Below are 19,981 nucleotides of genomic sequence, written 5' to 3' on the forward strand. Positions count from 1 at the left end.
CGTTTGCAGCGCAAGCACCAGACTTGCATGCATAACAACAAGAAAGGTACTTCAAATGAATGCGATTTCTCGCCTCGCCACGGTCATTTCCCTTGCCTCTCTGTTTCCCCTGAGTGCCCTCGCCGCCGACTCCAAAGGTTCGGTGGAGGTTGTTCACTGGTGGACGTCGGGTGGCGAAAAGGCCGCGGTCGATGTGCTCAAGGCCCAGGTGGAAAAAGACGGTTTCACCTGGAAAGACGGCGCCGTGGCCGGCGGTGGCGGCTCCACCGCGATGACCGTGCTGAAAAGCCGCGCGGTGGCCGGCAACCCGCCTGGTGTCGCGCAGATCAAGGGACCGGACATCCAGGAATGGGGCAGCACCGGCCTGCTCAGCACCGACACCCTCAAGGACGTGGCCAAGGCCGAGAACTGGGACAGCCTGCTCTCGCCCAAGGTGGCCAACACAGTCAAATATGAAGGTGACTACGTGGCTGTGCCGGTGAACATCCACCGGGTCAACTGGCTGTGGATCAACCCCGCGGTGTTCAAGAAGGCCGGGATCGACAAGGCCCCGACCACCCTCGAAGAATTCTATGCCGCTGGCGACAAGCTCAAGGCCGCGGGCTTCATCGCCCTGGCCCACGGCGGCCAGCCGTGGCAGGACAGCACTGTGTTCGAAGACGTGGTGCTGTCGGTAATGGGCGCCGAAGGCTACAAGAAAGCCCTGGTGGACCTGGACCAGAAAACCCTTTCCGGCGCGCAAATGACCAAGGCCTTCACCGAGCTGAAGAAACTCACCGGCTACATGGACCCCAACCGTGCCGGGCGCGACTGGAACATTGCCGCTGCTGATGTGATCAATGGCAAGGCCGGCATGCAGATGATGGGCGACTGGGCCAAGAGCGAGTGGACCGCGGCGAAGAAAGTCGCCGGCAAGGACTACCAGTGCGTGCCGTTCCCGGGCACCGACAAGGCCTTCACCTACAACATCGACTCCCTGGCGGTGTTCAAGCTCAAGGCCGACCGCAAGGGTGACATCGCCGCGCAGCAGGACCTGGCCAAGGTCGCCCTGGGCAAGGACTTCCAGAAGGTCTTCAGCATCAACAAGGGTTCGATCCCGGTGCGTACCGACATGCTCAACGACATGAGCGCCGAAGGTTTCGACTCCTGTGCCCAGGCCGCCGCCAAGGACTTCCTGGCCGACGAGAAGACCGGTGGCCTGCAGCCGAGCATGGCGCACAACATGGCCACTTCCCTGGCGGTGCAGGGCGCGATCTTCGACGTGGTGACCAACTTCATGAACGACAAGGATGCGGACCCGGCCAAGGCCAGTGCGCAACTGGCTTCGGCGGTCAAGGCCGCGCAGTAAGGTCCGGCGCCGCAGGTTCGCCTGCGGCCCCTTGTCCACCTCTCCCTGTGTAGGAGCCGGCTCGCCGGCGCAGCGCTGTGCCCGGCACAACGTGTCGTGCCGTTCGCCGGCAAGCCGGCTCCTACAGGCAGAGGCTCCATTTCTTCAACTGGGTTATTCCGATGAGCTCTGTGGCGGTTTTCAGCAAAGCCTCGCCGTTAGATGCACTGCAGCGCTGGCTGCCCAAGCTGGTGCTGGCGCCAAGCATGGTGATCGTGCTGGTGGGGTTCTATGGCTACATCATCTGGACGTTCATTCTGTCCTTCACCAATTCCAGCTTCATGCCGAGCTACAAGTGGGTCGGCCTGCAGCAATACCTGCGCCTGATGGACAACGACCGCTGGTGGGTGGCGAGCAAGAACCTTGCGCTCTTCGGCGGCATGTTCATCGGCATCAGCCTGGTACTGGGGGTGTTCCTGGCGGTGCTGCTGGACCAGCGCATCCGCAAGGAAGGCTTCATCCGCACCGTGTACCTGTACCCCATGGCGCTGTCGATGATCGTCACCGGCACCGCCTGGAAATGGCTGCTCAACCCAGGGCTGGGCCTGGACAAGATGCTCCGTGACTGGGGCTGGGAAGGCTTTCGCCTGGACTGGCTGGTGGATCAGGACCGGGTGGTCTACTGCCTGGTGATTGCCGCCGTGTGGCAGGCCTCGGGTTTTGTCATGGCGATGTTCCTCGCCGGGTTGCGCGGTGTCGATCAGTCGATCATCCGCGCCGCCCAGGTGGACGGCGCGAGCCTGCCGACCATCTACCTGAAGATCGTCTTGCCGAGCCTGCGCCCGGTGTTCTTCAGCGCCTTCATGATCCTGGCGCACATCGCCATCAAGAGTTTCGACCTGGTGGCGGCGATGACCGCCGGGGGCCCCGGCTACTCCTCCGACCTGCCGGCGATGTTCATGTATTCCTTCACCTTCAGCCGTGGCCAGATGGGCATAGGTTCGGCCAGCGCCATGCTGATGCTGGGCGCCGTGCTGACCATCCTGGTGCCGTACCTGTATTCCGAGCTGCGAGGCAAACGTCATGACTGATTCGCTGCTCAAGCCGCGGCTGAATATCAGCCGGGTCGCGATCTACGCCACGCTGCTGCTGGCCGCGGCGGTGTACCTGATCCCTCTGGTGGTGATGCTGCTCACCAGCTTCAAGACCCCGGAGGACATCCGCACCGGCAACCTGCTGAGCTGGCCCCAGGTGGTGGACGGCATCGGCTGGATCAAGGCCTGGGACACCGTGGGCGGCTACTTCTGGAACTCGGTGAAGATCACCGTGCCGGCGGTGCTGATCTCCACCTTCATTGGCGCGATGAACGGCTACGTGCTGTCGATGTGGCGCTTTCGCGGCTCCCAGCTGTTCTTCGGCCTGCTGCTGTTCGGCTGCTTCCTGCCGTTCCAGACCGTGCTGCTGCCGGCGTCCTTCACCCTCGGCAAGTTCGGCCTGGCCAATACCACCACCGGCCTGGTGCTGGTGCACGTGGTCTACGGCCTGGCCTTCACCACGCTGTTTTTCCGCAACTACTACGTGAGTGTGCCGGATGCCCTGGTCAAGGCCGCGCGGCTGGACGGCGCCGGGTTTTTCACCATCTTCGGCAAGATCCTGCTGCCGATGTCGGTGCCGATCATCATGGTCTGCCTGATCTGGCAGTTCACCCAGATCTGGAACGATTTCCTCTTCGGCGTGGTGTTCGCCAGTGGCGACGCGCAACCGATTACCGTGGCCCTGAACAACCTGGTCAACACCAGCACCGGGGCCAAGGAATACAACGTTGATATGGCAGCGGCGATGATCGCCGGGCTGCCGACACTGCTGGTCTACATCTTCGCCGGCAAGTATTTCCTGCGCGGGCTGACGTCCGGCGCGGTCAAGGGGTAAAGCATGGCAACTCTCGAATTACGCAACGTCAACAAGACCTACGGTGCCGGCCTGCCGGACACCCTGAAGAACATCGAGCTGAAGATCGACGACGGTGAGTTCCTGATCCTCGTCGGCCCGTCCGGCTGCGGTAAGTCGACCCTGATGAACTGCATCGCCGGCCTTGAGAACATCAGTGGCGGGGCGATCCTGGTGGACGACGCCGACATCAGCGGCATGAGCCCCAAGGACCGCGACATCGCCATGGTGTTCCAGTCCTACGCGCTGTACCCGACCATGAGCGTGCGCGACAACATCGCCTTCGGCCTGAAGATCCGCAAGATGCCCACTGCCGACATCGATGCGGAAGTGGCGCGGGTGGCCAAGCTGCTGCAGATCGAGCACCTGCTGGGGCGCAAGCCGGGCCAGCTGTCCGGCGGCCAGCAGCAGCGGGTGGCCATGGGCCGGGCCCTGGCGCGGCGGCCGAAGATCTACCTGTTCGACGAGCCGCTGTCCAACCTCGACGCCAAGCTGCGGGTGGAGATGCGCACGGAAATGAAGCTGATGCACCAGCGCCTGAAAACCACCACGGTCTACGTCACCCACGACCAGATCGAAGCCATGACCCTGGGGGACAAGGTGGCGGTGATGAAGGACGGGATCATCCAGCAGTTCGGCACCCCGAAGCAGATCTACAACGACCCGGCCAACCTGTTCGTGGCGAGCTTCATCGGTTCGCCGCCGATGAACTTCATCCCTCTGCGCCTGCAACGCAAGGACGGCCGCCTGCTGGCCCTGCTGGACAGCGGCCAGGCCCGTTGCGAGCTGCCCATGGGCATGCAGGACGCCGGCCTCGAGGATCGCGAGGTGATCCTCGGTATTCGTCCGGAACAAATCTCCCTGGCTTCGGCCGAAGCCAATGGCCTGCCGAGCATTCGTGCCGAGGTCCAGGTGATCGAGCCCACCGGTCCCGACACCCTGGTGTTCGTCACCCTCAATGGCACCAAGGTCTGCTGTCGCCTGGCGCCGGACCAGGCCCCGGAGGCGGGGGAAACCCTGACACTGCAGTTCGATCCGGCCCGGGTCCTGCTGTTCGACGCCCAGAGCGGCGAGCGCCTGGGGAAGGCCGGCCTGCCGGCGTCTGAGGCACGCAGCGGCAACGTGGCGCAGTTCAAGGGGCGCTGAATCCGTGGCGGATGGCCTGTCATCCGTCGCAACGGCTGTAAACCGCGTTAGGCAAATCGTTAATAACAATAAAGACGAGGATGTAGGGATGAAAAACAAGAGCACCAACGCACGCTTGATCTGCCAGTTATCAGCGATTGCGGCGATGACCCTGGCCGGTGGCGCCCACGCTGACGATGCCTTCAGTTCCGAGTCGAAGTGGATGACCGGCGACTGGGGCGGCGAGCGCACCAAGCTGATCGAGCAGGGCATCGACATCAAGGCCGACTACGTCGGTGAAATGGGCGCCAACCTCCACGGCGGCTACAACGACGACAAGACCGGGCGCTACAGCGACCAGTTCGGTCTCGGCGTGGCGTTCGACCTGCAGAAACTGCTGGGCTGGGACAACACCCAGGCCAAGGTCCAACTGACCAACCGTAACGGCCAGAACATCTCCAATGACCGTATCGGCGACCCGCGTGCCGGCACCTTGAGTTCCTCCCAGGAAGTCTATGGCCGTGGCCATATGGTCCGCCTGACCCAATTGTGGATCCAGCATCAGTTCCTCGACGGCAAGCTGGACGTCAAGGCCGGCTACTTCGGCGAAGGCGAAGACTTCAACACCTTCCCTTGCGACTTCCAGAACCTGGCGTTCTGCGGCTCTCAGGTGGGCAACTGGGCCACCGGCATCTGGTACAACTGGCCGGTCAGCCAGGCGGCGCTGCGCATCAAGTACCACATCACCCCTGAGCTGTATGCGCAGATCGGCGCCTACAACCAGAACCCGTCGCAACTGGAGCACGGCAACGGCTTCAAGCTCAGCGGCAGTGGTACCAAGGGCACCGTATTGCCGGTGGAACTGGTCTGGTCGCCCAAGCTCAATAGCCTGCCGGGCGAGTACCGCGTCGGTTACTACAAGAGCACGGCCGATGCCAATGATGTGCGCAAGGACGTCAATGGTCAGGATGCCGCGGACACCGGCGACGCCTATCGCGTGCACAACAGCAAGCACGGTTACTGGTTCGTCGGGCAGCAGCAACTCACCACCCACAACGGCGACGCTTCCCGGGGTCTGAACATCGCCGCCAACGCCACCTTCCACGACAAGGACACCAACGTCGTCGACAACTACCAGTCGCTGATGTTCGTGTACAAGGGGCCGTTCGATGCGCGTCCGAAAGATGACGTCGGCATCGGCTTTGCTCGGATCCACGTCAACGACGATGTGCGCAAGAACGCCCAGCTGATCAACGAGGACAACGGCATCAGCAACTACGACAACCCGCTGTACATGCCTTTGCGCGACACCGAATACAACTATGAGATCAACTACGGCTTCCACGTCACCAACTGGCTGACGGTACGGCCCAACCTGCAATACATCACCCATCCCGGTGGCGTGGACCAGGTCGACAACGCCCTGGTGGCCGGCTTGAAAATTCAGTCGGTGTTCTAACGTTGTTGCGATAAGCTCCTTTCTCTGTGCGCATATTGCGGATGGCCCTGGCTGTCCGCTTTTTTTTGGGACGCGCCGGACCAGGCCAGTGTCAGCCGACACTAACGTGCATGGGTACCCCATGATTTTCAGGACCGCGGCACATGCATGAGCATCCGCTACAACGCTTTTTCAAATCCCTGCGCGAGCGCCCGGTGTTTGCATGGGAGCGCTACCAGATGCGCGACGTGCTGGTGATCGACCATCCGCTGTGCCAGGCGGTATTCAGTCGCCAGGGCGCGCAGTTGCTGCACTTTCAGCCGACCGGGCAGAAGCCGTGGTTGTGGTGTGCCTCGAAGTGGCCGCAGGTGGGGGCGATCCGTGGTGGGGTGCCGGTGTGCTGGCCCTGGTATGGCCGACACCCGAGCGAAAACGCCTGGCCCTCCCATGGCTGGGCACGCCTGCTGGACTGGAAACTGCTGGACAGCAGCAATGATCCGGACGGTGTGCGCTTGCACTGGCAATTAGAGTTGTGCGACTGGCAGGTCGAGCTGCATGCGCACCTGGGCCAGGGCATGGATCTGCGCCTGAGCACCGAGCATCAGGACAGCGAACCCTGCCAGTTGAGCCAGGCTTTGCACGCCTATTGGCGTATTGGCGACGTGGGCGAGGTAGCGCTGTCTGGGCTCGACGGCGCTCAAGGTTACGACCAGTTGAACCGCCAGGCCTGCGAGCAGAAGGGCGAGTTGCGGGTGCAGGGTGGCTGCCAGCGGGTGTTTCAGCACGAAGGGGAATTGCAGCTCAAGGACCACGCCTGGCAGCGCGAGCTGTGCATCGATACCGGGGAGGATGCGGATACCGTGGTCTGGCACCCGGGCACCCGGCCTTTGCTGGGGGTGAGCTGGAACGAGGTGTCGCGCTTCGTCTGTGTCGAAGCGGCTGCCGGGGGCACCGACAGCCTGTGCTTGGCACCGGGTCAACAGGCCCACCTGAGCTTGCAGGCGCGGGCGGCAGGCTAGGTTGCTGTGCCGCCCGGTCGGCTGCCGATGGCGCTGGCTGGTTCAGTTGAACTCGTCGCCCACCGGATAACGGCTGGCATTGAGGCTTTCCTTGATCTTGCGCAGGTGTGGCTGGAAATCCACGCCGCGGCGCAGGGTCATGCCGGTGGCCAGCACGTCGAGCACCGTGAGCTGAATGATCCGCGAGGTCATCGGCATGTAGATGTCGGTGTCTTCCGGCAGCGGGATGTTCAGGCTCAAGGTGCTGGCCTTGGCCAGGGGCGAGTTTTCTGCGGTCAGCCCCAGCACTGAAGCGCCGTTTTCCCGGGCAATGCGCGCCACCTCCACCAGTTCGCGGGTACGGCCGGTGTAGGAAATGATCACGAACAATTCGCCGGTGTGGGCCACCGAGGCAATCATGCGCTGCATCAGCACGTCGGCATGGGCGGTCACGGCCAGGTTGAAGCGGAAAAACTTGTGCAACGCATCCATGGCCACCGGGGCTGAGGCGCCGAGGCCGAAGAAGTGGATCTGCCGCGCCTGGATCAACAGGTCAACGGCCTTGCTGATCAGGTTCGGGTCCAGGGCCTGGCAGGCGCTGTCGAGGGAGGCGATGGCGCTGCCGAAGATCTTTTGCGTGTAGGCTTCGGGGTTGTCGTCGGCTTCCACCGCGCGGCTGACATAGGCCGCGCCACTGGCCAGGCTCTGGGCCAGTTGCAGCTTGAGTTCCGGGTAGCCGCTGACGCCAAAGGAGCGGCAGAAGCGATTCACCGTCGGCTCGCTGACCGAAGCGGCCTGGGCCAGAGCAGCGATGCTGAAGCGAGTCGCCTGCTGCGGGTTGAGCAGGATGACTTCGGCGACTTTACGTTCCGCCTTGTTCAGTTCTTCAAGGCGGTTCTGGATCTGCTCCAGAAGATTTCGCACTCGGTCCATTCAGGTTTCCTAGATCGGCTAGACAGGCGTTGAGGGCAGAAGCGGGAGGCGGGCAATTCAGCCGGGCGGGAAGGGCAGAGGACGCTGGAGCGTCGGTTGCTGCCTTCCAAGCTTGCGGTGATTGCGCTGCGTGCCGGGTCGGTACCGTGCCTGCAATGCGAAGTTGAGAGGTGGCCTATCCTACTGATGGCCCGGATCGACCACCACCTGGAATCTGTATTTTGTAAAAATGTTGTGTTTATTACTACATTTTTCCTTGAGTGATGCCTTGAAAAAAGGTATTTGTAGCTTAACTTGATAAAAGAACAAACATCATGCCTTCGATTACGGTTGAACCCTGCACCTTTGCCTTGTTCGGCGCGCTGGGCGATCTGGCGCTGCGTAAGCTGTTTCCTGCCTTGTACCAACTCGATGCCGCCGGCTTGCTGCATGACGACACGCGGATCCTCGCCCTGGCCCGTGAGCCGGGCAGCGAGCAGGAGCACCTGGCCAATATCGAAGCCGAGCTGCGCAAGTACGTCGGCGACAAGGACATCGATGCCGAGGTCCTGCGGACCTTCCTTGCTCGCCTGAGCTACCTGCACGTGGATTTTCTCAAGGCCGAGGACTACATCGCCCTGGCCGAGCGCGCCGGCAGCGAGCAACGGCTGATTGCCTACTTCGCTACCCCGGCGGCAGTCTACGGCGCGATCTGCGAGAACCTGTCCAGGGTCGGGCTCAACCAGCACAGTCGCGTGGTCCTGGAAAAACCCATCGGTTCGGACCTGGACTCCTCGCGCAAGGTCAACGACGCGGTGGCGCAGTTCTTCCCGGAAAACCGCATCTACCGGATCGACCACTACCTGGGCAAGGAAACGGTGCAGAACCTGATTGCCCTGCGCTTCGCCAACAGCCTGTTCGAAACCCAGTGGAACCAGAACTACATCTCCCACGTGGAAATCACCGTGGCCGAGAAGGTGGGCATCGAAGGTCGCTGGGGCTATTTCGACAAGGCCGGCCAACTGCGAGACATGATCCAGAATCACCTGCTGCAACTGCTTTGCCTGATTGCCATGGACCCGCCTGCCGACCTTTCGGCCGACAGCATCCGTGACGAGAAGGTCAAGGTGCTCAAGGCCCTGGCGCCCATCAGCCCGGAAGGCCTGACCACCCAGGTGGTGCGCGGCCAGTACATCGCCGGGCACAGCGAAGGCCAGACGGTGCCGGGCTACCTGGAGGAGGAAAACTCCAACACCCAGAGCGACACCGAAACCTTCGTCGCCCTGCGTGCCGACATTCGCAACTGGCGTTGGGCCGGGGTGCCGTTCTACCTGCGCACCGGCAAGCGCATGCCGCAGAAACTGTCGCAGATCGTCATCCACTTCAAGGAGCCGTCGCACTATATCTTCGCCCCCGAGCAGCGCCTGCAGATCAGCAACAAGCTGATCATCCGCCTGCAGCCGGACGAAGGCATTTCCCTGCGGGTGATGACCAAGGAGCAAGGCCTGGACAAGGGCATGCAGCTGCGCAGTGGTCCGCTGCAGCTGAATTTTTCCGATACCTATCGCAGTGCGCGGATCCCCGACGCCTACGAGCGCTTGTTGTTGGAAGTGATGCGCGGCAACCAGAACCTGTTTGTCCGCAAAGATGAAATCGAAGCCGCGTGGAAGTGGTGTGACCAGTTGATCGCTGGGTGGAAGAAATCCGGTGACGCGCCCAAGCCGTATGCGGCCGGGTCATGGGGGCCGATGAGCTCCATCGCACTGATCGCGCGGGATGGGAGGTCTTGGTATGGCGATATCTGATTTGCAACTGCCGGCGGGCGTGCGCGCCCATGAATTTCGCAACCCGGCGCTGTTGGCCGAGGGGCAGGCCGTGAAGGTCGCCGAGTTGCTGCGCGAGGCCATTGCCGCGCGGGGTACTGCGACCCTGGTGGTTTCCGGCGGGCGCAGCCCGGTGGCGTTCTTCCAGGCGCTGGTGCAACAGCCTGTGGATTGGTCCAAGGTGCTGATCACCCTGGCGGACGAGCGTTGGGTGCCGGTGGAACACGCCGACAGCAATGCCGGCCTGCTCAAGCGCTACCTGCTTCAGGGGCCCGTGGCCAAGGCGCGCTTTCTCAGCCTCTACAGTGCTGCGGCGAGCCTTGAAGAGGCTGCGCTGCAGGCCGACCGGTTGCTCGGCGAGTTGCCGGGCATCGATGTGCTGGTGCTGGGCATGGGCGATGACGGGCACACCGCCTCGCTGTTTCCCAACAGCCCGAACCTGGCCGAGGCGCTCAAGCTCGACGGCAGTCGCCGTTGCTGGCCAATGCTGGCGCCGAGCGTGCCGCACCAGCGCCTGAGCATGAGCCGGGCCTTGCTGGCATCGGCCCGCCATAGCCTGTTGTCGATTTCCGGTCAGTCCAAGCTGACCACCCTGAGTGCGGCACTGGCGGGTGACATTGTCGCCGAAATGCCGATTCGCGCCTTCCTGCAACCCCCGTTAGAGATTTACTGGTGCCCATGAGCCAAGGATCAGCCGCTATGACAAACCTCGCCCCGACCGTTTCCATGGCGGACAAAGTTGCCCTGATCGACAGCCTCTGCGCCAAGGCGCGGATCCTGCCGGTGATCACCATTGCCCGTGAACAGGACGTGCTGCCCCTGGCGGACGCCCTGGCGGCCGGCGGCCTGACGGCCCTGGAAGTGACCTTGCGTTCGCAGTTTGGCCTCAAGGCCATCCAGATCCTGCGCGAGCAGCGTCCGGAACTGCTGACCGGTGCCGGCACCGTGCTCGACCCGCAGATGCTGCTGGCGGCAGAAGCGGCAGGTTCGCAGTTCATCGTCACCCCGGGGATCACCCGTGACCTGCTGCAAGCCAGCGTGGCCAGCCCGATTCCGCTGTTGCCGGGGATCAGCAACGCCTCGGGAATCATGGAGGGCTATGCCCTGGGGTATCGTCGCTTCAAGCTGTTCCCGGCGGAAGTCAGTGGCGGTGTAGCGGCGATCAAGGCCTTGGGCGGTCCGTTCGGCGAGGTGAAGTTCTGCCCGACTGGCGGTGTTGGCCCGGCCAATATCAAGAGCTACATGGCCTTGAAGAATGTGATGTGCGTGGGCGGTAGCTGGATGCTGGATCCGGAATGGGTCAGGAACGGCGACTGGGCACGGATTCAAGAGTGCACGGCAGAGGCCCTGGCCCTGCTGGACTGAAGGTTTTACCCGATTCGTTGGTGTGTTCTACGGCTTTACGGTGCGCTTGGTCGGTGCACCGTTTTTTTTTGCCTGGAGAAAGTGCCGAGGGATCCTGCTGGCCCGGGCAGGCGTCCTGTCGCCGCCGTTTTGGGGCGCGGCGACAGGGCGCGGTCTCTACTGGCTCGCCAGTTCGGTCAGGGCCTCGACCAGTTGTTGCATGTGCCCAAGGGGCGTTGCCAGCCCAGGCGTAATGCGGATGCAGGGGCCGAAGCCGGCGCCGTTGCGGGCCACGGTGAACAGGTTGTAGTCCCGCAGCAGACGATCCACCAGGGCTTGTTGATCCGGGTGCCGAGTGAAGCGCAAGGCACTGATGGCGCAGCACAGGCGTGGGTCCTGCGGGGTCATGACCTCGATCCCGGGGACCTCGCGCACGGCCTCGGTCCAGGTTTCCCGCAGGTAGTTCAGGCGCGCGCCCTTGGCCGCCGAGCCGCCCATGGCGCGGTGCTCTTCAAACACCTGGGGCAAGGTCATCAGCGCGGGAATGTTGGGCGTGCTGTAGGGCGTGCGGGCGCGGATATCGTCGGCCGGGAAGTGGAATTCGCCCATGTCCGGGTCAATGTCGTGCAGGCGGTCCGGGTGGATATAGAGAAAGCCCAGGCTCAGGGGCGCGCCTATCCACTTGTGCAGGTTGAACCCGGCAAAGGCGATGCCCAGTTGCGGCAGGTCGAAGTCGATCTGCCCCAGGGCGTGGGCACCGTCGAGAATGATATCGACCCCGAACTCCCTGGCCACTGCGGCGATCGCCTGGACCGGCATCACCAGGCCGCTGCGGTGGGTGACATGGGTCAGGGGCATCAGCCTGATTCGCGGGTGACGCTGCAAAGCCGTTTTATAGGTGTCGACAAGGCTGTCAAAACTGGCGGGGTGCAGGTGCTGGATTTCTATCACCTCGACCCCACGCTGACGCGCCAGCCAGCGCATGGCGCTTTTTACCGTGTCGTATTCCAGGTCGCTGAGCAGCACCTGGTCCCCCGGTTGCAACCGGTTGTAGTTGCGGATCAGGGATTGCAGGGCGTCGGAGGCGCAGCGGGTGAGGGCTACGGCATTCTCCGGTGCCTCCAGCAGCTCGGCCAGTTGTCGGCGGATCTGCAGCGCCTCGGTCTGTTCGAAGCGCTGGCGCACATGTACCGAGTTGCTGCGGTTGACCCACTGGAGGTTGTGTTGATAGGCCTCCAGCACCTTGCGGGTCATGCGCCCGAAGTAGCCATTTTCCAGGTTGATCGGCCCGGGCTCGATCTCGAATTGCCGGGCGATGCCGTGCCAGTGCTCTTCATCACGGGCGAGTGTTGCGGCTGTCCTTGGCATGGCGGAGCTCTTTATTAGTGGCGGGGTTTGGGTTTGCCGTGCTTGGCGCGCAGCGGGTCGAGCAGGTCGGACAGGCCGTTGTGGTCGATCTCCTGCATCAGGGCCAGCAGGCCGCCGAGCTCGCCCTTGGGGAAGCCCTCGCGAGCGAACCAGTTCAGGTAGGGCCCGGGCAGGTCGGCGAGGATGCGGCCCTTGTACTTGCCGAAGGGCATTTCCCGGGTGATCAGCAGTTCAAGTGTTTCAGGAGTCATGGCGATCGCCGTGGTGTGATTCGAACGTCCTGGAAAATACAGGCATTCTGCATGCAGGCCAAATGACAGATCATGCAAATAACGCGGATACAGATGGTTCATTAATTTTTAACTTATTGAAAAATAAGTAATATTTAAAAATTTCAGGTCTGGCATGGCGGGTGCAACAGTTAACTCAACTCTCGCAACCCGCAAGGAACCAGAAAATGACTGACTTGAATAAAGAAGCGATTTCGGTACTCAACAGCCTGATCGAGACCAGCAAGGACGGCCAGGAAGGGTTCAAGACCTGTGCCGAAGACATCAAGCATCCTGAGCTCAAGGCGCTGTTCATCAAGCGCTCCACCGATTGCGCCACTGCCGCGGCCGAACTGCAGTCGGTGGTACGTTCCATGGGCGGTGATCCAGAGACCTCCACCAGCGTCAGCGGCGATCTGCACCGTCGCTGGGTCGACCTCAAGTCGCTGGTGACCGGCAAGGACGAGGAGGCGGTGCTCAACGAAGCCGAGCGTGGCGAGGACCATGCACTCAAGGCTTATAAAGAGGCCCTGGAGAAAATCAACAAGCACAACCTGGTGGGCATCCGTGATGTGGTAGAGCGCCAGTACCATGGTGTGCAACGCAATCATGACCAGGTGAAAGCCCTGCGTAACCAGGCTCGTGCTCGTTCGTAACGACTAGAGCCTGTCAAAAACGCCAGCCAGTCTGGCGTTTTTTTATGGCCGCGATTTAGTGCTGGACGACATTTAGTTAGCTAATAATTAGCCTGTGCCCGCCCGTGGCCATCGCGACTATCGTTAATTCGTCCCTCCAAGAGTCTCAGTCCGTGCCTATAACCCTGCAGGCTTTGCTTGCTCCCAATCGCTCCGCGCTGCAATTCGCGATCAAGACCCTGCTCGGCGGTGGTCTGGCATTGTGGCTGGCATTGCGCTGGGGGCTGGAGCAGCCTGCCTGGGCACTGATGACGGCGTTCATCGTCGCCCAGCCGCTTTCCGGGATGGTGCTGCAAAAAGGCCTGGCGCGGCTGCTGGGGACGCTGATCGGGACCATCATGTCGGTGCTGTTCATGGGGCTGTTCGCCCAGACGCCCTGGTTGTTCCTGCTGGCCCTGGCGTTGTGGCTGGGGGTGTGCACCGCCAGTTCCACCTTGCTGCGCAGCGCCTGGTCCTATTCCTTCGTGCTGGCCGGCTACACCGTGGCGATCATTGCCTTGCCCGCCATCAGCCATCCCCTGGGGGTATTCGACCAGGCGGTGGCGCGTTGCACGGAAATCTCCCTGGGGATCATCTGCGCCACCGCCAGCAGCGCGCTAATCTGGCCGATGCGGGTCGAGCGCCAGCTGGCCGATCAGGCCCGTGCTGCCTGGCAAAGCGGGATGCAGGCAGCCCGCGCGACCCTGGCCGGCGATGCCCTGGCACGCAAGGGGCTGCTGGAGATACTCGGACGCATCGTCGCCGTGGATTCCCAGCGTGAACATGCCTGGTTTGAGGGGCCGTCGGGCCGGCAGCGGGCCCGGGCCATCAGTGGCCTGAGCCAGAAACTGCTGATGCTGTTGCGGATCTCCCGTTCGGTACGGCGCCAGTGGAAGCAACTGGACGCCGATGAGGCCCGGCAGCTGCAGGGCTGGATGGCGGAGGTACAGGAAACCCTGGCCGCCGCCGAGGGCTCTGGCCTGCAGGCGCTGCGCTCGCGTCTGCTGCAGGCGTCCCGCGATCCGTCGATCAGCCCGGCGCAAGGTTTTTGCCTGGCGCGATTTGCCTTGTTGCTGGACACCGCTCTGGCGGCGACCCAGGCCCTGGATGCGGTGCAACAGGGGCGGGCACCGCTGGAGCAGCCGGCGACCCTGACCCCCCACCGTGACCTGTCGTTGGCCCTGGTGTTCGGGGCCCGCAGCGCCCTGGCATTCCTGACGGTGGCCAGTTTCTGGATGGCCACCGCCTGGCCTGCGGCCTCGGGAGCGATGCTCCTGACCTGCGTGGTCTGCAGCCTGTTTGCCAGCCGTGAGAATGGCGCGCAGATCGGCATGAGCTTCATGCGCGGGATCTTCCTGGCGATCCCGGCAGCATTCCTCGTGGGAGAGATCCTGCTGCCCCAGTGGAGCGGCTTTGGGATGCTCGCGATGGCCATGGGCGTACCGCTGTTTCTCGGTGCCCTGGGCATGGCCAACCCGAAGATAGGCGCTACGGCGACCTCGTTCTGCCTGCACTTCATCGTGCTGATCTCACCGATGAACCGCATGAGTTTCGATGTTGCCAGTTTCTTCAACAATGCCCAGGCCATGGTCCTGGGAGTGGGCGCCGCGGTGCTGGCCTTCCACCTGCTGATCCTGCGTAACCCGGCCTGGCATGGCCGGCGCCTGCTGGCGGCGACCTTGAGCGACCTGGTGCGCCTGACCCGGCGCAACCTGCGGGGGGCGGAAAGCTGGTTTGGCGGACGCATGGCCGATCGCCTGCTGCAATTGGCCCGGCATTACCCGGAACTGCCGGAGCCGGCCCGCAGCCGTTGGGACGATGGTTTGCTGGGCCTGGATATCGGTGACGAACTGATGCACCTGCGCCTGAGCCTGGCGGTGGCTCAAGTTCCGGTCAGTGCGGCTCAGCGGGCGTATTTCGAACACTTGCAGCGCACCCTGGAACAAGGCCCGGCGGGCAGTCGCCAGGATGCCCTGGTCGCGCCCAGTGCCGCCTTGCTCGAATCCCTCGGGCAGCAGCCTGCCAGTGATGCCCTGAAGCTGGCCCAGGGTGCGGTGCTGCAATTGCAAAACAGCTGGCGCAGTTGGTGCCGGCAGCAGGAGGAAAGTCATGGGGCTGCGTGAGTGGTCGTTGGGCGGGGTGCTGCTCAGCCCGTTCCTGATTTATGTGGTGCTGGCGCTGGTTGTCACCGGTGTCTTGCGCGTGTTGGTGCGTTTTGCCGGGCTAGGTCGCTGGATCTGGCACGAGGCACTGTTCGATTGTGCCCTGTACGTCTGCGTGTTGACGCTGATCACGGTCGTTCTCGGACCTTTATGAGGAGTTGATTATGCGTACACCCGTACGTGTCGCTTTTACCCTGTGCCTGGTGGCGGTGGCGATCTTTGCCGGCTATCACCTGTGGCAGTACTACATGCTGACTCCCTGGACCCGGGACGCGCGGATTCGCGCCGACGTGGTGATCGTGGCCCCGGATGTGTCCGGCTGGGTGCGCGAGCTCAAGGTGGCGGACAACCAGCAGGTCAAGGCCGGTGACTTGTTGCTGAGTATCGACCGCGAGCGCTTCGAGGCTGCCGTGGAAAAAGCCCAGGCGGTGGTGCAGACCCGCCAGCAGCAATTGAGCCTGCGTGAGCACGAGGCCAGCCGCCGTGCGGCCCTCGGGCCCCAGGCCATCAGCGCCGAGCTGCGGGAGAATGCCCAGATCAATGCTGGTATCGCCCGGGGTGAACTGCGCCAGGCCCAGGCCGAGGCCAAGGTCGCCGAATTGAACCTGGCCCGCAGCCAGGTGCATGCCCCCCGTGACGGGCATATCACCAACCTGCGACTGGCTGAGGGCAACTACGTCAATGCCGGGCAGCCGGTGATGGCGCTGATCGATGATTCGACCTTCTACGTACAGGCGTATTTCGAGGAAACCAAGCTGCCGCGGATCCAGGTCGGTGATCCGGTGAAGGTCTGGCTGATGAGCGCTGGCGATGCCTTGCAGGGGCATGTGGAAAGCATCAGCCGCGGGATCACCGACCGTAACGCCACGCCGGATGGGCAACTGTTGGCGGAAGTCGAGCCGACCTTCAACTGGGTGCGCCTGGCCCAGCGGATTCCGGTACGGATCAAGCTCGACAAGGTGCCCGAAGGCATCAACCTGAGCGCCGGCATGACCGCCAGCGTTCAGGTGGAGGAGGGCGGTCGGCTGTAGGAGCTGGCTGGCCAGCAAGGGTGCTGCAAGGTTCAAGGCCCGAGCGCCGGCAAGCCTACTCCCGGGGGATTCAACCGATGGTGATGGCCGGCAGGGTCGGCAGGGTCACGGTCTGTTGCTTGCGCGGGGCGAGGATCTCGGCTTCGCCGTCCACCACCAGCTCGTCGCGCTGGTTGAACACGCGGGTGGCGATGCGCACGCGGAATTTCGGCAGTTTTTCGAGGATTTCCAGGCGCACGGTCAGGGTGTCGCCAATCTTTACCGGCTTCTGGAAGCTCATCTGCTGGCCGATGTAGATGGTGCCCGGGCCGGGCAGTTCGCAGGCCACTGCGGCACTGATCAGGGCGCCACTGAACATACCGTGGGCAATGCGCTCCTTGAACATGGTGGTGGCGGCGAACTCCGGATCCAGGTGCACCGGGTTGTGGTCGCCGGACATGGCGGCGAACAGCTGGATATCACGCTCCTCGACGGTCCTGCTGTACTGGGCGGTCTGACCGACTTCCAGGGCGTCGTAAGGGGTGTTGGTAACCTGGGTCATTGTGCTGAAATCCTCTGGCAGGTAAAGGAGCGTACTGACCCTTTGGTGCTTCACTCCGCCCGCGGCGGCCGGCGGTGTTGCAGCGCCTGTTCGAGCCAGGCCAGTACGTCGTGGGTCACTTGGTCACGGTTGCTTTCGTTGAACAGCTCATGCCGTGCCTGCGGGTAGATATTGAGCTGCAGGCACTGGCTGCCGGCCTCGCGCAAGGCGCTGGCCAGATCCTTGAGACGCTTGCCATCGCTCACCGGATCACATTCGCCGCCCATGACCAGCAATGGCAGCCCCGGATCGATCTGCTTCAGGTTGGAAATCTTGCTGATCTGTTGCAGGCCGCCCAGCAGGTCGATCCACAGTTGATTGGTGCAGCGATAGCCGCATAGCGGGTCATTGACGTATTTGTCGACCTCCTGCGGATCCCGGCTGAGCCAGTCGAAGGCCGTGCGGTTGGGCTTGAAGGCTTTGTTGAATGAGCCAAAGGACAGCCACTCGATCAGCGCGCTGCGCCCCTGGCCGCCCTGGCGCCAGCGCTCGAAACGGGCAATCAGGCTGGCGGCGCGGTACAGGGCCAGTGGCTGGAAATTCGAGCCGCTGAGAATCGCCCCGTGGAGGCTGGCGCTGTGGTGCAGCAGGTAGGCCTGGGCAATGTAGCTGCCCATGCTGTGGCCCAGCAGCACGATGGGCGTGCCGGGGTGCTGCTGGCCGATGTGCTGGTTGAGGCTGGCCAGGTCGCCGACCACCTTGCTCCAGCCGTTCTGGTCTGCGTAGTGCCCCAGCACTCCCTGTTCCGCCGTCTTGCCGTGGCCGCGCTGATCGGGGGCGTAGACGGCATAGCCTGCGGCGCACAGGGCCTGGGCCAGGCGCCCATAGCGCCCACTGTGCTCGGCCATGCCATGGGACAGCAAGACCACCGCCTGCAGCGGCGGCTCGGGCATCCACCGGTTGACGAAGAGGCGCTGCTGATCGCTCGTGGTCAACCAGAATGTGTCGTGGGTCATGGCGATTCCTTTGCGCGAAGACGCTGCACTTTATAGCGCATCGACGCTTGTGCGTCTGATTCGCGCGCCTGTTGGAAGCAAGATTCATAAAATTAATGACACACTTGCGCATATTTGCCTGGATCGCCAGAGCTGCTAACGTCCCAGGAGCTCCGCCCCTGATAGCGTTACAGTGGCGGCCCGGACAGCTCAGGTACAAAAAGAGGACAAGAATAATGCAGCCTGATTTCTGGAATGATAAGCGCCCCGCCGGCGTCCCCAATGAAATCGACCTGGGGGCCTTCAAGTCGGTGATCGAGGTGTTTGAGCGTTCCTGCAAGAAATTTGCCGATCGCCCGGCCTTCAGCAACATGGGAGTCACCCTTACTTACGCCGAGCTGGAACGCTACAGCGCGGCCTTTGCCGGTTATCTGCAAAGTCATACCGACCTGGCGCCGGGGGATCGGATCGCGGTGCAGATGCCCAACGTCCTGCAGTACCCGATCGCGGTATTCGGTGCCTTGCGGGCCGGGCTGGTGGTGGTCAACACCAACCCGCTGTACACCGCCCGTGAGATGCGTCATCAGTTCAAGGACTCCGGTGCCCGGGCCCTGGTCTACCTGAATGTCTTCGGGCAGAAGGTCCAGGAGGTGCTGGCGGACACCGATATCCAGTTCCTGATCGAGGCCCGGATGGGCGACATGATGCCCACGGCCAAGGGCTGGCTGGTCAATACGGTGGTGGACAAGGTCAAGAAGATGGTCCCGGCCTACCACCTGCCCCAGGCCATCTCCTTCAAGAGCGCCCTGCGCCTGGGCCGTGGCCAGGGGATCAAGCCGCTGCAAGTGGCCCTGGACGATGTCGCGGTGCTGCAGTACACCGGTGGCACCACCGGTCTGGCCAAGGGCGCGATGCTGACCCATGGCAACCTGGTGGCCAACATGCAGCAGGCCCGCGCCTGCCTGGGGCAGCATGGGCCCGACGGTCACACCCAATGGCGTGAAGGCCAGGAAGTGATGATCGCGCCGCTGCCGCTGTACCACATCTATGCCTTCACCGCGAACTGCATGTGCATGATGGTCACCGGCAACCACAACGTGCTGATCACCAACCCGCGGGACATCGGCGGGTTCATCAAGGAATTGAAGAACTGGCGCTTCTCGGCGCTCTTGGGCCTGAACACGCTGTTCGTCGCGCTGATGGATCACCCGGAGTTCAAGCACCTGGACTTCTCCAACCTCAAGCTGACCAACTCCGGCGGCACGGCCCTGGTCAAGGCCACAGCGGAGCGCTGGCAGACGCTCACCGGTTGCCGGATCACCGAAGGCTACGGCTTGACCGAAACCTCGCCGGTGGCCTGTACCAACCCTTACGGCGATCGTTCACGCCTGGGCACTGTCGGCCTGCCGGTGCCGGGCACTACCTTGAAAGTCATCGATGACCAGGGTGTCGAGCAGCCTCTGGGCGAGCGGGGCGAGCTGTGCATCAAGGGGCCGCAGATCATGAAGGGCTACTGGCAGAATCCCGAGGCGACTGCCGAGGTGCTGGATGCCGAAGGCTGGTTCAAGTCCGGAGACATTGCGGTGATCGATCCGGACGGCTTCGTGCGTATCGTCGATCGCAAGAAGGACATGATCATCGTCTCGGGCTTCAACGTGTACCCCAACGAGATCGAAGACGTGGTCATGGCCCATCCCAAGGTCGCCAACTGCGCCGTGATCGGCGTGCCGGACGAACGTTCCGGGGAGGCGGTGAAGCTGTTTGTGGTTCCCCGTGAAGCGGGCGTCAGCCTCGAAGAGCTCAAGGCCTACTGCAAGGAAAACTTCACCGGTTACAAAGTGCCCAAGCACATCGTGCTGCGTGATTCCCTGCCGATGACCCCGGTGGGCAAGATCCTGCGTCGCGAATTGCGCGACATCGCCTGATCCCTGGCTGTTTGAGCGCGCGGGCAAGCCGGTTGGTACAACGAGCTTGCCCGCGCTTCGTTTGCAGGGCGCAAAGCCCCGGGCTAGAGCCTGATTCGTAGTTATAGAATCTTTGCTCTAAAA

The 19,981-nt window shown here is 62.9% G+C and carries 19 protein-coding genes; 14 read left to right on the forward strand and 5 right to left on the reverse strand.

Features of this window, described 5'->3' with window-relative positions; all coding sequences use genetic code 11:
* Nucleotides 1–55: 55 nt before the first annotated feature.
* From U873_RS0103115 to U873_RS0103140, 6 genes are all read left to right on the forward strand, one after another.
* A complete protein-coding gene (locus U873_RS0103115) occupies nucleotides 56–1,348 on the forward strand; it encodes an ABC transporter substrate-binding protein (RefSeq protein WP_025126846.1) in 1,293 nt (430 codons plus the stop codon).
* A 161-nt stretch (nucleotides 1,349–1,509) separates the two neighbouring features.
* Nucleotides 1,510–2,418, forward strand: a complete 909-nt coding sequence (locus U873_RS0103120) for a carbohydrate ABC transporter permease (RefSeq protein WP_025126847.1) — start codon at nucleotides 1,510–1,512, stop codon at nucleotides 2,416–2,418.
* Nucleotides 2,411–3,256 carry a carbohydrate ABC transporter permease gene (locus U873_RS0103125; RefSeq protein ID WP_025126848.1) on the forward strand — a complete coding sequence of 282 codons (846 nt, stop codon included), beginning with the start codon at nucleotides 2,411–2,413 and terminating at the stop codon, nucleotides 3,254–3,256. Before U873_RS0103120 ends, U873_RS0103125 begins: the two co-directional genes overlap by 8 nt.
* 3 nt (nucleotides 3,257–3,259) lie before the next feature.
* A complete protein-coding gene (locus U873_RS0103130) occupies nucleotides 3,260–4,420 on the forward strand; it encodes an ABC transporter ATP-binding protein (protein WP_025126849.1) in 1,161 nt (386 codons plus the stop codon).
* Nucleotides 4,421–4,508: 88 nt separating this feature from the next.
* Nucleotides 4,509–5,858 (forward strand): carbohydrate porin, encoded by a 1,350-nt coding sequence (locus tag U873_RS0103135; RefSeq protein ID WP_025126850.1) that lies wholly within the window; start codon nucleotides 4,509–4,511, stop codon nucleotides 5,856–5,858.
* Between the two features lie 143 nt (nucleotides 5,859–6,001).
* The gene (locus U873_RS0103140; RefSeq protein ID WP_025126851.1) at nucleotides 6,002–6,856 is read left to right on the forward strand and encodes a D-hexose-6-phosphate mutarotase; all 855 of its coding nucleotides are present in this window, start codon (nucleotides 6,002–6,004) and stop codon (nucleotides 6,854–6,856) included.
* A 42-nt stretch (nucleotides 6,857–6,898) separates the two neighbouring features.
* Here U873_RS0103140 and U873_RS0103145 read toward each other — a convergent pair whose 3' ends face one another.
* On the reverse strand, nucleotides 6,899–7,759 hold the full coding sequence (locus tag U873_RS0103145; protein WP_170001736.1) for a MurR/RpiR family transcriptional regulator: 861 nt from the start codon (nucleotides 7,757–7,759) through the stop codon (nucleotides 6,899–6,901).
* Between the two features lie 323 nt (nucleotides 7,760–8,082).
* Between U873_RS0103145 and zwf the strand changes: the two genes are divergently transcribed.
* From zwf to U873_RS0103160, 3 genes are read left to right on the forward strand one after another with little or no spacing between them, the layout of a single operon-like run.
* On the forward strand, nucleotides 8,083–9,552 hold the full coding sequence (gene zwf, locus U873_RS0103150; protein ID WP_025126852.1) for a glucose-6-phosphate dehydrogenase: 1,470 nt from the start codon (nucleotides 8,083–8,085) through the stop codon (nucleotides 9,550–9,552).
* Nucleotides 9,539–10,252, forward strand: a complete 714-nt coding sequence (gene pgl / locus U873_RS0103155) for a 6-phosphogluconolactonase (protein WP_025126853.1) — start codon at nucleotides 9,539–9,541, stop codon at nucleotides 10,250–10,252. The genes zwf and pgl overlap by 14 nt, the downstream gene beginning before the upstream one ends.
* 17 nt (nucleotides 10,253–10,269) lie before the next feature.
* Nucleotides 10,270–10,935, forward strand: a complete 666-nt coding sequence (locus tag U873_RS0103160; RefSeq protein ID WP_025126854.1) for a bifunctional 4-hydroxy-2-oxoglutarate aldolase/2-dehydro-3-deoxy-phosphogluconate aldolase — start codon at nucleotides 10,270–10,272, stop codon at nucleotides 10,933–10,935.
* A 156-nt stretch (nucleotides 10,936–11,091) separates the two neighbouring features.
* On the opposite strand, the gene U873_RS0103165 is transcribed toward U873_RS0103160, so the two are convergent.
* Together U873_RS0103165 and U873_RS0103170 are read right to left on the reverse strand one after the other, a co-directional pair.
* Nucleotides 11,092–12,282, reverse strand: a complete 1,191-nt coding sequence (locus U873_RS0103165; RefSeq protein WP_025126855.1) for an aminotransferase class V-fold PLP-dependent enzyme — start codon at nucleotides 12,280–12,282, stop codon at nucleotides 11,092–11,094.
* Between the two features lie 14 nt (nucleotides 12,283–12,296).
* Nucleotides 12,297–12,533, reverse strand: coding sequence for a DUF3820 family protein (locus U873_RS0103170; protein WP_025126856.1), 237 nt, complete (start codon nucleotides 12,531–12,533; stop codon nucleotides 12,297–12,299).
* A gap of 206 nt (nucleotides 12,534–12,739) precedes the next feature.
* Here U873_RS0103170 and U873_RS0103175 point away from each other — a divergent pair, with 206 nt between their 5' ends.
* The 4 genes from U873_RS0103175 (at nucleotide 12,740) to U873_RS0103190 (ending at nucleotide 16,418) form a co-directional block, all read left to right on the forward strand.
* On the forward strand, nucleotides 12,740–13,207 hold the full coding sequence (locus U873_RS0103175) for a PA2169 family four-helix-bundle protein (protein WP_011062859.1): 468 nt from the start codon (nucleotides 12,740–12,742) through the stop codon (nucleotides 13,205–13,207).
* A 152-nt stretch (nucleotides 13,208–13,359) separates the two neighbouring features.
* Complete coding sequence (locus U873_RS0103180; protein ID WP_025126857.1) at nucleotides 13,360–15,348, forward strand: FUSC family protein; 1,989 nt, start codon at nucleotides 13,360–13,362, stop codon at nucleotides 15,346–15,348.
* A complete protein-coding gene (locus U873_RS0103185; RefSeq protein ID WP_025126858.1) occupies nucleotides 15,335–15,541 on the forward strand; it encodes a DUF1656 domain-containing protein in 207 nt (68 codons plus the stop codon). Before U873_RS0103180 ends, U873_RS0103185 begins: the two co-directional genes overlap by 14 nt.
* Before the next feature lie 10 nt (nucleotides 15,542–15,551).
* Nucleotides 15,552–16,418, forward strand: coding sequence for an HlyD family secretion protein (locus U873_RS0103190; protein ID WP_025126859.1), 867 nt, complete (start codon nucleotides 15,552–15,554; stop codon nucleotides 16,416–16,418).
* A 70-nt stretch (nucleotides 16,419–16,488) separates the two neighbouring features.
* On the opposite strand, the gene U873_RS0103195 is transcribed toward U873_RS0103190, so the two are convergent.
* On the reverse strand, nucleotides 16,489–16,959 hold the full coding sequence (locus U873_RS0103195) for a MaoC family dehydratase (protein WP_025126860.1): 471 nt from the start codon (nucleotides 16,957–16,959) through the stop codon (nucleotides 16,489–16,491).
* Nucleotides 16,960–17,009: 50 nt separating this feature from the next.
* The gene (locus tag U873_RS0103200) at nucleotides 17,010–17,954 is read right to left on the reverse strand and encodes an alpha/beta hydrolase (RefSeq protein ID WP_025126861.1); all 945 of its coding nucleotides are present in this window, start codon (nucleotides 17,952–17,954) and stop codon (nucleotides 17,010–17,012) included.
* Nucleotides 17,955–18,169: 215 nt separating this feature from the next.
* On the opposite strand from U873_RS0103200, the gene fadD2 reads away from it, so the two are divergent.
* Nucleotides 18,170–19,858 carry a long-chain-fatty-acid--CoA ligase FadD2 gene (gene fadD2 / locus U873_RS0103205; protein ID WP_025126862.1) on the forward strand — a complete coding sequence of 563 codons (1,689 nt, stop codon included), beginning with the start codon at nucleotides 18,170–18,172 and terminating at the stop codon, nucleotides 19,856–19,858.
* The last annotated feature ends 123 nt before the right edge of the window (nucleotides 19,859–19,981 follow it).

Source organism: Pseudomonas sp. PH1b (assembly GCF_000633395.1).
Lineage (GTDB): Bacteria > Pseudomonadota > Gammaproteobacteria > Pseudomonadales > Pseudomonadaceae > Aquipseudomonas.